The 13,900-nt window shown below is 68.1% G+C and carries 13 protein-coding genes; 6 read left to right on the top strand and 7 right to left on the bottom strand.

Annotation, left to right across the window (positions count from 1 at the left end):
• Positions 1 to 85: 85 nt before the first annotated feature.
• Both AC4HOU_RS13325 and AC4HOU_RS13320 read left to right on the top strand, forming a co-directional pair.
• Complete coding sequence (locus AC4HOU_RS13325) at positions 86 to 694, top strand: TetR/AcrR family transcriptional regulator (RefSeq protein ID WP_490724551.1); 609 nt, start codon at positions 86 to 88, stop codon at positions 692 to 694.
• Positions 695 to 743: 49 nt separating this feature from the next.
• Positions 744 to 1,898: an acetyl-CoA C-acetyltransferase gene (locus tag AC4HOU_RS13320; RefSeq protein WP_490724665.1), complete on the top strand. Its 1,155-nt coding sequence runs from the start codon at positions 744 to 746 to the stop codon at positions 1,896 to 1,898.
• 144 nt (positions 1,899 to 2,042) lie between these two features.
• On the opposite strand, the gene AC4HOU_RS13315 is transcribed toward AC4HOU_RS13320, so the two are convergent.
• The 7 genes from AC4HOU_RS13315 to AC4HOU_RS13285 all read right to left on the bottom strand — a co-directional run bounded on the left by AC4HOU_RS13315 (position 2,043) and on the right by AC4HOU_RS13285 (position 9,048).
• Complete coding sequence (locus AC4HOU_RS13315; protein WP_490724550.1) at positions 2,043 to 3,410, bottom strand: NtaA/DmoA family FMN-dependent monooxygenase; 1,368 nt, start codon at positions 3,408 to 3,410, stop codon at positions 2,043 to 2,045.
• Positions 3,411 to 3,421: 11 nt separating this feature from the next.
• Positions 3,422 to 4,627 (bottom strand): LLM class flavin-dependent oxidoreductase, encoded by a 1,206-nt coding sequence (locus AC4HOU_RS13310; protein WP_490724549.1) that lies wholly within the window; start codon positions 4,625 to 4,627, stop codon positions 3,422 to 3,424.
• A 307-nt stretch (positions 4,628 to 4,934) separates the two neighbouring features.
• A complete protein-coding gene (locus AC4HOU_RS13305) occupies positions 4,935 to 5,105 on the bottom strand; it encodes a hypothetical protein (RefSeq protein ID WP_490724548.1) in 171 nt (56 codons plus the stop codon).
• A 30-nt stretch (positions 5,106 to 5,135) separates the two neighbouring features.
• Positions 5,136 to 6,188, bottom strand: coding sequence for a Gfo/Idh/MocA family protein (locus AC4HOU_RS13300; RefSeq protein WP_490724547.1), 1,053 nt, complete (start codon positions 6,186 to 6,188; stop codon positions 5,136 to 5,138).
• A gap of 43 nt (positions 6,189 to 6,231) precedes the next feature.
• A complete protein-coding gene (locus AC4HOU_RS13295; protein ID WP_256673304.1) occupies positions 6,232 to 6,978 on the bottom strand; it encodes a hypothetical protein in 747 nt (248 codons plus the stop codon).
• Between the two features lie 79 nt (positions 6,979 to 7,057).
• Entirely contained in the window at positions 7,058 to 7,864 is an 807-nt protein-coding gene (locus AC4HOU_RS13290) for an SDR family oxidoreductase (RefSeq protein WP_194991390.1), read from the bottom strand.
• Entirely contained in the window at positions 7,861 to 9,048 is a 1,188-nt protein-coding gene (locus AC4HOU_RS13285; RefSeq protein WP_490724664.1) for an acyl-CoA dehydrogenase family protein, read from the bottom strand. Before AC4HOU_RS13285 ends, AC4HOU_RS13290 begins: the two co-directional genes overlap by 4 nt.
• Before the next feature lie 191 nt (positions 9,049 to 9,239).
• Between AC4HOU_RS13285 and AC4HOU_RS13280 the strand changes: the two genes are divergently transcribed.
• From AC4HOU_RS13280 to AC4HOU_RS13265, 4 genes are read left to right on the top strand one after another with little or no spacing between them, the layout of a single operon-like run.
• Positions 9,240 to 10,805, top strand: coding sequence for a FadD3 family acyl-CoA ligase (locus tag AC4HOU_RS13280; RefSeq protein WP_490724546.1), 1,566 nt, complete (start codon positions 9,240 to 9,242; stop codon positions 10,803 to 10,805).
• The gene (locus AC4HOU_RS13275; protein WP_163813980.1) at positions 10,806 to 11,714 is read left to right on the top strand and encodes an enoyl-CoA hydratase; all 909 of its coding nucleotides are present in this window, start codon (positions 10,806 to 10,808) and stop codon (positions 11,712 to 11,714) included. It begins immediately after the preceding gene.
• The gene (locus AC4HOU_RS13270; RefSeq protein WP_194992569.1) at positions 11,715 to 12,854 is read left to right on the top strand and encodes an acyl-CoA dehydrogenase family protein; all 1,140 of its coding nucleotides are present in this window, start codon (positions 11,715 to 11,717) and stop codon (positions 12,852 to 12,854) included.
• A complete protein-coding gene (locus tag AC4HOU_RS13265) occupies positions 12,851 to 13,879 on the top strand; it encodes an acyl-CoA dehydrogenase family protein (protein ID WP_195020542.1) in 1,029 nt (342 codons plus the stop codon). The genes AC4HOU_RS13270 and AC4HOU_RS13265 overlap by 4 nt, the downstream gene beginning before the upstream one ends.
• Positions 13,880 to 13,900 lie beyond the last annotated feature (21 nt).

Below are 13,900 nucleotides of genomic sequence, written 5' to 3'. Positions count from 1 at the left end.
GATCGCGACGGCGCTACGAGCCCGCTGATCGTTCAGGCGGCCGGCCACCCTTCCCCAAGCAAATGCTTGGTTGTATTATGGCCGGGTGACCGCACCCGACCCGTCCAAATCAGCCCGGCGCAACGAACTGCTCGGATTGGCGGCCGACCTGTTCGCCGAGCGGGGTCTGCGCGCCACCACCGTCCGCGATATCGCCGATGCGGCCGGAATCCTATCGGGCAGCCTGTATCACCACTTCGATTCCAAGGAATCGATGGTCGACGAAATCCTGCGAGGCTTCCTCGACGACCTCTTCGGCCGCTACCGCGACATCGCCGCCGCCGGTTTGAGCTCACGCGACACCCTCGAGGCGCTGGTGCTGGCCTCCTACGAGTCGTTCGACCGCTACCACGCCGCCGTCGCCATCTACCAGGCCGAGGCCAAACGCCTGCGCGGCGTCGAACGCTTCACCTACATCGACGAATACAACAAGGAATTCCGCGCGCTGTGGCAGCAGGTGCTCACCCAGGGCGTACGCGACGGCAGCTTCCGGGCCGAACTCGATATCGAACTGGCCTACCGGTTCCTGCGCGACACCGTCTGGGTGGCGGTGCGCTGGTACACCCCTGGCGGGCCGATCACCGTAGACAACCTCGCCAAGCAATATCTGACCATCGTGCTCGACGGGCTGACCGTGCCCGAGCACACCACGTAGGAGTCTGAACATGTCCGAACCCTCCGGCTCGCGCCGCCCCTACACCCCGCTGCGCGAGGCGTACGTGATCGACGCGGTGCGCACCCCGGTCGGCAAGCGCGGCGGCGCCCTGGCCGGCGTGCATCCGGCCGATCTCGGTGCCGCGGCCCTGCGTGGTCTGCTCGACCGCAACCCCATCGATCCCGGTGTGGTGGATGACGTCATCGTCGGCTGTGTCGACAACATCGGCCCGCAGGCAGGCAATATCGGCCGCACCGCGTGGCTCGTGGCCGGCTACCCGGAGGAAGTTCCCGGCGTCACCGTCGACCGGCAGTGCGGATCCAGCCAGCAGGCCATCAACTTCGGCGCCCAGGCCATCATGAGCGGCACCGCCGAGGTGATCGTCGCCGGCGGTGTGCAGAACATGAGCGCCATCCCGATCTCGGCGGCCATGCTCGCGGGTAAGGAGTACGGCTACGACTCGCCGTTCGTCGGTGCCCAGGGCTGGGATCACCGTTACGGCACCGGTGAGGTGTCGCAGTTCCACGGCGCCCAGCTGATCGCCGAGAAGTGGGGCATCAGCCGCGAGGACATGGAGCGCTGGGCGCTGCGCAGCCATGAACGCGCCCGCCGCGCCATCAAGGAGGGCCGTTTCGATCGCGAGATCGTTCCGGTCGGCGATTTCTGGATCGATCAGGGCCCGCGCGAGACAAGCCTGGAGAAGATGGCCTCGCTGCCCGCGCTCGCCGAGGGCAGCCCGCTCACCGCCGCGGTGGCCTCACAGATCTCCGACGGCGCCAGCGCCACCCTGCTGGCCTCGGATTGGGCCGTCCAGGAGTACGGCCTGACCCCGCGCGCCCGCATCCACCACGTCAGCGCCCGCGGCGCCGACCCGATCTTCATGCTCAGTGCGCCGATCCCGGCCACCAAGTGGGCACTGGAGAAGACCGGCCTGACCATCGACGATATCGACGTCATCGAGATCAACGAGGCCTTCGCCCCCGTCGTGCTCGCCTGGCTGAAGGAGACCGGCGCCGACCCGGAGAAGGTCAACGTCAACGGCGGCGCCATCGCCCTCGGCCACCCCCTCGGCGCCACCGGCGCCAAGCTGTTCGCCACCCTGCTCAACGAACTGGAGCGGATCAACGGACGCTACGGGCTGCTCACCATCTGTGAGGGTGGTGGGACGGCGAACGTCACGATCATCGAGCGCCTGGATCGCTGAACCCACTTGTGCCGACGGCCGTTTGTCTGATCCAACGGCCGTCGGCGCATCCGCGATCGTTCCGCTGCCGCGGTGCCCCAGCCACCGAATATCTTGGTGCGCCACCAGTTCTGTGCAGCCTCGGCCAGCCGTTGCCCGGCGGGTTCAGCCGCGCGCGGCGACCTTGCCGGACTCGTAGAGATTCGGCAGGCCGAGATTGTCGCGCAGGGTGGTTCCGGTGTATTCGGCGCGCAGCGCACCACGCTCCTGCAACAGCGGCACCACCCGGTCCACGAATTCGTCGAGACCGGTGGGCACCAGGTGGGAGCCGAGGATGAAACCGTCGGAGCCATCGTTCTGCACGAAATCGTCGATCTGCTGGGCGATCTGGTCCGGGGTGCCGACCAGTGGTCCGCGTTCGAATTGATCGATCACGACCTCACGCAAACTCAGCTTCTTCTCCTCGGCGACCGCCCGCAGCTTGGCTGCCGTGGCGAACCGATCCTGATACACGAACGCCTTGCCCTGGATGATCGGCGGCGCTTGTGGATCCGGGTCGATATCGGGCACCGGGCCGTCCGGATCGTAGGCCGACAGATCGCGGTTCCAGATCTGCTCCAGCAGGATCAGCGCGGTCTGGCCGGTGACCTGCTCGTCACGGATGGTGTGGTACTTCTCGATGGCCTCGGCCTCGGTGTCGCCGAGTACGAAACTCGCCGAGGGCAGGATCTTGATGTCGTCGGCCGAGCGTCCGGCCGCGACCGCGCGGGCCTTGATGTCGCGGTAGAAATCGGCGGCCTCGGGGAGTTGACCGTAGGGGGAGAAGATGGCGTCGGCATTGGCGGCGGCGAAGTCACGGCCCTGCGGTGAGACACCGGCCTGCAACGTCACCGGACGGCCCTGCGGGCTGCGCGGCACGGTGAACCGGCCGGCGATGTCGAACTGACTGCTGTGCACGGCGAACGCGCCCGCATCCGATCGGGCCAGGTAGCGCCCGGATTCCCGATCGGCGACGATATCCCCGGCCGCCCACGAATCCCACAGCGCGCGCACCGCTGCGACCGTCTCCTCCGCCCGCGCGTACCGCTGCGAACGGTCCAGATACCCACCGCGGCGGAAGTTCTGGCCGGTGAACGCGTCGAACGAGGTGACCACATTCCACGCGGCGCGCCCGCCGGACAGATGATCGAGGCTCGCGAACTGCCGTGCCAGCTCGTAGGGCTCGTTGAAGGTGGTGTTGATGGTGCCCGCCAGACCGAGATGTTCGGTGACGGCGGCGAGCGAGGCGAGGACGGTGAAGGTGTCGGGCCTGCCGATGATGTCCTGGTCGAAGATCTTGCCCGCCCGTTCACGCAGCGCGAGCCCTTCGGCGAGGAAGAAGAAATCGAACCTGCCGCGTTCGGCGGTGCGGGCGGTGTGCTCGAACGAGCTGAATTCGATCTGGCTGCCGGCCTGCGGATCCCACCAGGAGGTGTGATGGTTGACGCCACCGAGGTAGGCGCCGAGGATGACCTGCTTGCGTTGGGTGCTCATGGTGACCTCGTTCAGGCGACGGCGTAGCGGTTGGGGACGGTTGTGGACAATCCGAGCAGGGCACGCAGTGAGCCGCCCGGATACTCGGTGCGGGCCAGGCCGTGGTCGCGCAGAGCCGGGACCACCTGGTCGGCGATGGCGTTCAGGTCGTCGACGGCCACACCCGGGCGTAGCCGGAATCCGTCGACGCCCTGCTCGCTCCAGCGCGTCAACAGCTGCGCCAGCTGCTCGGCGCTGCCGGTGAAGACGGCTGCGTCGGAGCTGAATTCGCTACCATCCCACTCGTCCAGCCGAGCCAAACGCGCCGCGCCGGTCTCGGTCTCCGAATCGAGGAAGACGACCAGATCCGCGAACACCCTCAACCGTTCACCGGTTCGTCCGGCAGCGGCATCCGCGATTTGAGTGAGGACAGATGAAGGGCCCGCCTCGAGATCAGGGGTGACGAACACCAGATCAGCGGCTCGTGCGGCGAACTCGTAGACCACCGGATGGTGAGCCAGCGCCGTCACCACCGGCTGGCCCTGCGGCGGGCGCGGCGTGATGGACGGTCCACGCACCGAGAAGAACCGGCCCTCGAAGTCGATGTAGTGCAGCTTGTCCCGGTCGATGAACCGCCGGTTGGGGACGTCACGGATCTCGGCGTCGTCCTCCCAGCTGTCCCAGAGCCTGCGCACGACCTCCACCGCATCGCTCGCCTCGTCGAACAACTCCACGACCGAATCCGGCAGGGCGGCCCCGGTCCTCGCGCGCGCCAACTCCTCGGAGGTGAGTGCTCGAATCTCGCGCCTGCCGAAATGGCCCGCCTCGGTGGCCGAGCCGGACACCTTCACCTGCCATCCCGCCCGGCCCTGCGAGGTGTAATCCAAGGTAGCGAGCGCTTTCGACACATGGAACGGCTCGGTGTGCGTGGTGGTGACGGTCGGGATCAATCCGATATTGCTGGTCGCGGGAGCCAGCCGCGCCGCGATCAGATGTGCGTCCAGCCGGCCGCGCACCCGATCCACTCGATCACCGAACTCGTGCCGTTCACCCGGCACCGTGAAACTGTCCTCGATGGTGAGGAAATCGAGCCGCGCCCGCTCCGCCACACCGGCCAGATCCATCCAGTAGCCGGCATCGAACAATTCCGCCGGCCGCGAGTTCGGCTCCCGCCACGCCGCCGGATGCCACCCGGCCCCGTCCAGCGCGACCCCCAGATGCAGAGGTTTCGATGCCATCGTTGTCCCGTCCTACGAATACGCGAATGATCTACTTCGCCAACGTAAGAAGGACGACGATCACTGGCCAGGGTTCCGCTGAGCATGATCCGAAACCTGCCAGCCCCTCGGAGTGTTGGTAGCTGAATCGCCGTGATGGATAGAGCCGACGTCGTGGTGGTCTTGCCGCGACCGAGTTGGGCGCGGGAGCCGAGTTGCGCTACCTACAACTGGTACGGGTCGAGCAGCGTGACCGGTGTGTTCGCGACTTCCAGTGCCGCATCGGGAAATTCAGGGCCGGCGCGGTAGAAGCGAGCTCGGGTACGGCCTACCGGCTCCAGGATGTGGGCGCGAACCAGATCTCGCAAGTCGCGTTGGGCTTGTTGCAGGCACCGCGACGGCCGAGGACCTGGTAGTACTCCCAGGCATTGCCGGGCCGCCCCAGCCACGCCTCGATCGAGAAGAACTCCGGCGCGAGCACACCTTCACGAGCGATCATCAAGGTCTGCGACGACCGCGCCGACGGCCGTTACACGGATACGTCCGGGACCAGAACTGGCTGCGACCCGCGCGCCAGCGACTCCGCGCCCGCCACTCCGACCAGCGACGCCGCGACCGCCGGTCGTACCGGAATCAGCGGTGCCGCGCCGTGTTCGACGGCGGCGTGGAAACCCTCGAGCAGGGCGACGGTGCCTTCGGCCATCCGGTCGACCGGCTCGTTGTCGACCTGGTAGGGGCGCGGGCGGCGGATTTCCTCATGAGCGCGGCCATCGGGCCGAGCCCAGCCTTCTGAGCGCACTCGCACCGACCAGGCGCTGTCGCCCGAGGTGCGCAGCGATTCTGCGAGGCCGTGGGCGCCCCGTACCGAGATCCAGCTCCAGTGGCTGTCGGGTTCGCCGGCGAGGAAACCGTGGCGGGCCAGAGCGAGGGTGCCATCGGAGAGGCGGATGGTCAGGACGACGGCGGCCGGACGATCACCCGGCCCGACCGGGAAGGCGCTGACCTCTACCGGCCAGGCGCCGGTGAGGTTCAGCAGTGGGGAGACGGTGTGCGTGCAATACGCGGTGGGCGCGATACGTCCGCGCCAATGGGCCGGGTCGCCGATGAGTGCGGCGGTCTCACGCGGCGAGAGGCTGTGCAGGTAGTCCGCCTCTACCACAGTGATAGCGCCGAGCTCGCCGGATTTTACCGCCTCGCGGAGCAGCCGGGTGTGCGGATGGAATGCGTAGTTCTCGGCGAACGAGTACGTCGCCGTCGAACGCTCGGCCGCCGCGATGAGTCGGCGCCCCTCGTCCTCGGATGTACAGGCCGCCGTCTCCGACAGCACGTGGATTCCGCGGTCGAGGAACGCGATGGCCAGCTCCGCGTGGGCATCGAAATCATTGGCCAGGATGACACCGTCGATGCCGGCGTCGAGTAATTCGATCCAGTCTCCACCCGCCTCGGCCGCCGGGAACGTCGCGTGCGCGGCGGCCAGACGTTCGGGATCGCGATCACAGACGGCGCCCACCTCGACCCCCGTCCGTGCGGCCCACTCCGCCATATACAGTCCCCGCAGCAAACCCACGACCCCGATGCGCATTCATGTGGAATTACACGCGAGAGCGGATCCGGGCAAACAGTTTTCACCGCTCCGAATACCGCAGCGGCGACGATCTCGACAGGTCGGCGAGCAGGCGCTCACAGATCACCACGGGCGAGATGCCGGCCCGCATCATCCGCATCACCAGGGCCAATCGGCGTTCGCAGCTGTCCCATTCGACGGTGAGGGGTTTGCGACCCGGGCCTGCGTCGACGGTGGCGAGTACCCGTGGCGGGCCGTAGCGGGTGGGTTCCTCGATCAGCTTCAGCACCATCCCGCGCTGCCAGGCGTGATAGGTGTCCATATCGGCGCTGCCGATGAGCTTGTCGGTCACCGCGCACAGGCCCTGCGCGATCTGGTCGGAGAAGGTGTCGCGGTCGAAACGGTATTTGCGGGAACTGCGCACCACATCGAGCAGATCGGCGCGCACCTCGTAGAGCAGTTCGATTTGATGGGTCCGGCGCCGCTGCTCTTCGCTGCCGTTCTGGCCGGTGCCGAGCCCGATCCGGCGGGCCCTGGCCCGTTCGCGTGCCATATCGGCGCGCAGCGCGGCGCGGGGATCGCGGGCGATGTCGTTCTCGTCCACGGCATAGGACTCGAGAATGCGCCCGGCGCGGGAAGCTGCCGAGCGGCGCCCGACGTCGAGGAGTTCGGCGCCGAAGGTCAACGCGGCCAGGACCAGACTTTCCTGTCTGCGCCGTGCGAGCACGACATCACGCACCAACTCGAGTTCGAGTTGTTCGCGCGTGGGCTGTTCTCGGGCAGATCGGTGGTCCTGGCCCATAGCCATCGCCCCTCCGGGTGTGCGATCCCGACCTCATCCAGGATTGCACACCAGGGCTGAGACGGCTCCGGCTTTTTCGGCCCGCTCAGGCGCGCTGGCTGCTGATGGAGACGATCTCGCCGGTCAGGTAGGTGGTGTAGTCACTGGCCAGCATGGCGATGGTGGCCGCGACCTCCCATGGTTCGGCGGCCCGGCCGAAGGCCTCGCGCTCGGAGAGCCGGTCGAGCAGTTCGGTGGAACTCACCTTGTCCAGGAAGGCGTGCCTGGCGATGCTGGGCGCGACGGCATTGATGCGCACTCCCAGCTCGGCGGCCTCCACCGCACTGCACCTGGTCAACGCCATCACGCCGGCTTTGGCCGCCGCGTAGTGGGCCTGGCCGTACTGGGCGCGCCAGCCGAGCACACTGGCATTGTTGACCACCACACCGCCGTGGCCGGCTGCGCGGAAATAGGCCAGTTCGGCGCGGGTGCAGCGGAAGGTGCCGTTGAGCGTCACATCGAGCACGCGGTCCCACTGCTCGTCGGTCATATCGACCACCGGGGTCTCGCCACCGAGGCCGGCGTTGTTGACGAAGATGTCGATCCGGCCCATCGCCGCGGCCGCGCCGCGCACCAGTTCGTCGACCTGTTCGGTGCTGCACACATCGCAGACGATGGCCTCGACCTTGCGGTCGGGGAATTCGGCACTCAGTTCGGCGCGGGTCTCCCCCAGCCTGCGTTCGTGCCAGTCCGAGACCACGACGTCGGCGCCCTCCGACAGCAGCCTGCGCGCGGTGGCCGAGCCGATGCCGGTGCCCGCGGCGGCGGTCACCACGGCTTTGCGATCGGTCAGCAGGCCGTGGCCCGCGACGAGCGCGGGTGCGACCGACAACGACACGGTGTTCTCACTCATGACGGGCGAGCCTCCCGGGGCAGACCGAGCACACGCTCGGAGATGATGTTGCGCTGCACTTCGTTCGAACCTCCGTAGATGGTGTCGGCGCGGGTGAACAGATACAGCCGCTGCCATTCGTCGAGATCGTCGTCGGCGGCCACCAGGCCTGCCGGTCCACGCACGGCCATGGCGAGTTCGCCGAGGCCGCGATGCCAGTTGGCCCACAGCAGCTTCGCCACCGAGGCCTGCCCGCCGCCGTCATCGGCGCCCGCGCCCTCCATGGTGCGCATGGCATGCGCGCGCAGTACCCGCAGACCGACCCAGGCGCGGTCGATCTGGTCGGCGATCAGCGGATCGTCGATGGCGCCATTGCGGCGCGCCAGTTCCTCGACGCCGGCGAGTTCGCGTTCGAAGCGGATCTGCTGGCCGAGGGTGGAGATACCGCGTTCGAAGGTGAGCGTGCCCATGGCGATGCGCCAGCCCTCACCCGGCTCGCCGACGACGAGATCGGCGGCGGTGCGGGCATCGTCGAAGAACACCTCGTTGAACTCCGAGGTGCCGGTGAGCTGATTGATCGGGCGCACCGTGATGCCCGGCTGGTTCATCGGGACCAGCAGGTAGGACAGGCCCTTGTGGCGCTTCGACCCGGGTTCGGTGCGGGCCACCACGAAGCACCAGTCGGCCACGTGCGCCAGCGAGGTCCAGATCTTCTGGCCGTTGATCGACCATTCGTCGCCGTCGAGGCGGGCCGAGGTGGCGACCGCGGCCAGGTCGGAGCCCGCGCCTGGTTCGGAATAGCCCTGGCACCACAGTTCGGTGACGGTGCGGATGCCGGGCAGAAAGCGCTGCTTCTGTGCTTCGGTGCCGAAGGCCAGCACGGTCGGCCCGAGCAGCTCTTCACCCACGTGCGAGACCCGAGCGGGCGCATCGGCCTTGGCGTATTCCTCGTGGAAGATGATCTGCTGCCGGACGCTCGCCTCGCGGCCGCCGTATTCCTTCGGCCAGCCGAGGCAGGTCCAGCCCGAGGCCGCCAGATGACGATCCCAAGCCAGCCGTTCGTCGAAGGCCTCGTGTTCGCGGCCGGGCCCGCCGAGGCCGCGCAGATCCTTGTACTCGCCGTTCAGGTTCTCCGCGAGCCAGGCGCGGATCTCGGCGCGGAAGGTCGCGTCGGCGTCGTGGCCGTTCACATCTTTTGCCGTCATGGCCGCCTCGTTTGCCGTGGTGGACGCCGGATTCGCCGGATCGCCCGGCGAAATCGCCGAACTGCGCCCACCGGCCGGACCGGTGTCGGATTCTGAGGTCTGGATCGCACCCACGCCGATACGATAACCTACCAAGCACTTGCTTTGTAAGACTCCGGTCTTACCGACCGCACCGACGGTGAGGACAACCCGTGACAACCCCTGCACAGACCACCCCGATGGCGCTGCACGACGCGGCGCGCACCTTCGGCACCGCACCCGCCGTGGCCGACGGCGAGACCCGCCTGGATTGGACGCAGCTGCTGGAAGCGGTGCAGGACGTCGCGCGGGCGCTCATCGCCCGTGGCGTGCAGCGTGGCGACCGGGTGGCGATGTGGTCGCCCAATACCCATCACTGGGTCACCGCCGCCCTGGCCGCGCACTACTGCGGCGCCGCCCTGGTGCCGCTCAACACCCGGTACGTGGCCGAGGAAGCGGCCGACGTACTGCGCCGGGTGAACCCGAAGGCATTGTTCATCTCCGGGCCGTTCCTGCGGCGCGAACGCCTGACCGAACTGCTGGCTGCCGCGCCCGAGCTCGATATTCCGACGATCGTGGTCATCCCGGTGGAGGGGCCGATGACAGTCGAGTCGTCATCGGCGGATCCCCGGGTCCTGCACTGGTCGCAGCTGCCCGAGGCCGCCGAATCGGTGACCCGCGAGCAGGCGCGCGAGCGCGCCGAATCGGTGAGCCCCGAGGACATCTCCGACATCCTGTTCACCTCGGGCACCACCGGCCGCAGCAAGGGCACCCTGGTGGCGCATCGCCAGGCGCTGTCGGTGGTGCGGGCCTGGATCGGCTGCTCGACGCTCACGAGCACCGACCGCTACCTGCTGGTCAACCCGTTCTTCCACAACTTCGGCTACAAGGCCGGTTTCCTGGCCTGCCTGGTGGCGGGCGCGACGATCGTGCCGCAGATCGTGTTCGACGTACCGCAGACGATGCGGATGGTCGGCGAGGAGAAGATCACCGTCCTCACCGGTCCGCCGACCATCTACCAGACCATTCTCGACTTCCCCAACCGCGACGACTACGACCTGAGCACACTGCGGGTGGCCGTCACCGGCGCGGCGACCGTACCGGTGGTGCTGATCGAGCGGATGCGCTCGGAACTGTCGTTCGATGTGGTCGTCACCGCGTACGGGCTGTCGGAATCGGCCGGCTTCGGCACCATGTGCCGACCCGACGACGACGCCGAAACCGTCGCCAACACCTGCGGCAGGCCCATCGCCGATTTCGAATTGCGCCTCGACACCACCGGTGAGGTGCTGCTGCGCGGACCGAATGTGATGCTCGGCTACCTCGACGATCCCAAGGCCACCGCCGAGGCCATCGACGCCGACGGCTGGTTGCACACCGGCGATATCGGCACCATCGACGAGCGCGGCTACCTCAAGATCACCGACCGGCTCAAGGACATGTACATCAGCGGCGGCTTCAACGTCTATCCCGCCGAGATCGAGCAGGCGCTGGCCCGCTTGGACGGCGTCGCGGAATCGGCCGTCATCGGGGTGCCCGACACCCGGATGGGCGAGGTGGGCAAGGCGTATGTGGTGCGCAAGCCCGGCTCGACGCTCACCGAAGAGGACGTGATCGCCTACGCCACCACCGTGCTGGCCAATTTCAAGGTGCCGCGCATCGTCGAGTTCCGCGACCAGCTGCCCTACAGCGCCGCCGGGAAGGTGCTCAAACGTCAACTACGTGAGGAGAAGTCGTAAATGCCTGCCGAAGAACCAGCGGTGCCGTTCGAACCGGATGTGGTGACCTACGAGCGCCGCGGTGCGGTGGCCGTGATCACCATGAACCGGCCGGACTACCGCAATGCCCAGAACTCGGTGATGACCTACGCCCTCGATGCCGCCTTCGAGCGGGCCGTGGAGGACGCCGAGGTCGGTGTCATCGTGCTGGCCGGCAACGGCAAGCATTTCAGCGCCGGGCACGATATCGGCACGCCTGGCCGCGACCATCATGTGCGCTACCCGAACAAGGCCGCCCTGTGGTGGGACCATGTGGACCGCGTCGGCGGCGATCAGCGCTTCGCCCGCGAGACCGAGGTCTATCTGGGCATGTGCAGGCGCTGGCGGGAGATCCCCAAGCCGACCATCGCGATGGTGCAGGGCGCCTGCATCGCCGGCGGGCTCATGCTGGCATGGGTGTGCGATCTGATCGTCGCCTCCGAGGATGCCTTCTTCTCCGATCCCGTTGTCCGGATGGGCATTCCGGGCGTCGAGTACTTCGCGCACCCGTGGGTGCTCGGTCCGCGCGCGGCCAAGGAGTTCCTGTTCACCGGCGACCGGTTCAGCGCCGCGCAGGCCAAGGAATGGGGCATGGTGAACCGGGTCGTGCCGCGTGAACAACTCGAGACCGAGACCTTCGCGCTGGCCGACAAGATCGCCACCATGCCGCAGTTCGGTCTCGCGCTCACCAAGAAGGCGGTCAACCAGGCCGAGGACCTGATGGGCATGCGGTCTGGCATGGACTCGGTGTTCGGCCTGCACCATTTCGCGCACGCCCACAACGCCGAGGTCGGCGCGGATTCCCTCGGCGGCATGAACGCCAAAACGATGAAAGCCACGGCGAGTACGGCGTCCGCCGACGCCGAAGCCACGCAGAACGGGGCGAAATAAGTGGATCTGGATCTGGATCAGGCCACCCGCGACTTCCAGTGGGAAGTGCGCGACTGGCTGGCCGCGAACAAGCCGGCGCAGCCGCTGCCGTCGATGGACACCAAGGCCGGTTTCGAGGCCCATCGGGAGTGGGAACACACCCTCGCCGAGGCGCGCTACTCGGTGGTGTCGTGGCCGCAGGAGTACGGCGGGCGCGATGCGTCGCTGCTGGAATGGGTGCTGTTCGAGCAGGAGTACTACGCGGCGGGCGCGCCCGGCCGGGTGAGCCAGAACGGCATCTTCCTGCTGGCACCCACACTGTTCGAGCACGGCACCCCTGAGCAGCTGGCCCGGATCATGCCGCGCATGGCCCGCGCCGACGATATCTGGGCGCAGGCCTGGTCGGAGCCGGAAGCCGGTAGCGACCTGGCCGGTATCCGTTCGACCGCGCGCCGCACCGAGGGCGGCTGGCTGCTGAGCGGGCAGAAGACCTGGAGTTCGCGCGCGGCCTTCGCCGATCGCGCGTTCGGGCTGTTCCGCAGCGATCCCGAGGCCGAACGCCATCGCGGCCTCACCTACGTGATGTTCCCGCTGGACGCCGAGGGCGTCACGGTGCGCCCGATCCCGCAGTTGGACGGGGAACCCGGTTTCGCGGAGATCTTCCTCGACGAGGTGTTCGTGCCCGACGCCGACGTCATCGGTGCGCCGAACGAGGGCTGGCGGGTCGCGATGAGCACCTCCAGCAACGAACGCGGCCTCTCGTTGCGCAGCCCGGGGCGATTCAGCGCCACCGCACAGCGGCTCATCGACCTGTGGGCGGGCACCGAGGCATCGGATACCGCCGCCCGCGACAAGGTGGTGGACGCCTGGATCGGCAGCGAGGCCTACCGGCTGCACACCTTCGGCACGGTGACCCGGTTGAACGAGGGCGGCAAGCTCGGCGCGGAATCCTCGATCACCAAGGTGTTCTGGTCCGAACTCGATATCGCCATGCACGAAACGGCGCTCGACCTGCTCGGCGACACCGCCGAACTGGCCGGGCCGTGGACCGACGGCTATCTGTTCTCGCTGTCGGGCCCGATCTACGCCGGTACCAACGAGATCCAACGCAACATCATCGCCGAGCGGCTCCTCGGCCTACCGAGAGGAGGCAGCCGATGAGGTTCGCGCTCAGTCCGGAACACGTCGATTTCGCCGCCAGTATTCGCAAGCTGCTCGACGCCGGTAAGACACCCGCCGCGGTGCGTTCGTGGTCGGCCGGTGAGCACGCCGCGGGGCGTGCGCTGCTCGAACAGTTGGCCGGGGCCGGGGTCTTCGGGCTCGCGGTGGCCGAGGAGTTCGACGGTATCGGTGCCGAACCGATCGACCTGGTGGTGGCGTTCGGTGAGCTCGGGCGCTCGGCTGCGCCCGGGCCGCTGGTGGAATCGGCCGCCGCGATTCCCGCCGTGCTGCAAGCGCTCGCGGATTCGACCGGTGCTGACGCGGCGGCAAGGTGGTTGCCGGGTATCGCGGCCGGCACCACGCTCGGCACGATCGCCTTCGCTGCCCCGGGCCGCGGAGCCATCGCCCTCGACGCCGATGTGGCCGAGCTGATCCTGATCGCGGACGGCGACCGGCTGTCCACCGGCACGGTCGGCGAACAGGTGCGCTCGGTGGATCCGGCGCGCCGGCTGTTCACCGTGGTACCCGATGAGCTGATCGCCGAAGGTGCGCACGTCGTGGACGCCATCGCCGCCGGCTTCGATGCCGCGGCCTTGGCGTGTGCGGCGCAGCTGCTCGGCGCCGGGAGCGGCCTGCTGGACGCGGCGACCGAATACGCCAAGCAGCGCAAGCAGTTCGGGCGTCCGATCGGCGAGTTCCAGGCGGTGAAGCAGAAGCTGGCCGATGTGCTCATCGCGCTCGACCTGGCCGAACCGCTGCTGCACCGCGCCGCCTTGACCGCGGGCGGTCCCGACCGCGCCCGTGACGTGTCCGCGGCCCTGGTGGCCTGCGGCAACGCCGCCCACCTCGCGGCACGCACCGGCCTGCAGGTACACGGCGCCATCGGCTACACCGCCGAATACGACCTGTCGCTGCTGCTCACCAAGGTCACCGCGCTGCGCTCGGCGTGGGGCACGGCGGATTTCCATCGCGCGCGGATCGCCGAAGCGCTGCGCTCGACCGTCGCTGGCGGAGCCTCCGCATGAGTACCGCCCGCATCGCACCCG

The sequence above is a fragment of the Nocardia sp. JCM 38205 genome, assembly GCF_058222935.1.
This window is presented reverse-complemented; position numbering and strand designations above follow the sequence as displayed.

Coding starts and splice junctions, on each gene's coding strand:
- AC4HOU_RS13305 (WP_490724548.1), bottom strand. CDS start 5,105: ATGATCGCTCGTGAAGGTGTGCTCGCGCCGGAGTTCTTCTCGATCGAG.
- AC4HOU_RS13315 (WP_490724550.1), bottom strand. CDS start 3,410: ATGAGCACCCAACGCAAGCAGGTCATCCTCGGCGCCTACCTCGGTGGC.
- AC4HOU_RS13300 (WP_490724547.1), bottom strand. CDS start 6,188: ATGCGCATCGGGGTCGTGGGTTTGCTGCGGGGACTGTATATGGCGGAG.
- AC4HOU_RS13275 (WP_163813980.1), top strand. CDS start 10,806: ATGCCTGCCGAAGAACCAGCGGTGCCGTTCGAACCGGATGTGGTGACC.
- AC4HOU_RS13265 (WP_195020542.1), top strand. CDS start 12,851: ATGAGGTTCGCGCTCAGTCCGGAACACGTCGATTTCGCCGCCAGTATT.
- AC4HOU_RS13295 (WP_256673304.1), bottom strand. CDS start 6,978: ATGGCTATGGGCCAGGACCACCGATCTGCCCGAGAACAGCCCACGCGC.
- AC4HOU_RS13310 (WP_490724549.1), bottom strand. CDS start 4,627: ATGGCATCGAAACCTCTGCATCTGGGGGTCGCGCTGGACGGGGCCGGG.
- AC4HOU_RS13285 (WP_490724664.1), bottom strand. CDS start 9,048: ATGACGGCAAAAGATGTGAACGGCCACGACGCCGACGCGACCTTCCGC.
- AC4HOU_RS13290 (WP_194991390.1), bottom strand. CDS start 7,864: ATGAGTGAGAACACCGTGTCGTTGTCGGTCGCACCCGCGCTCGTCGCG.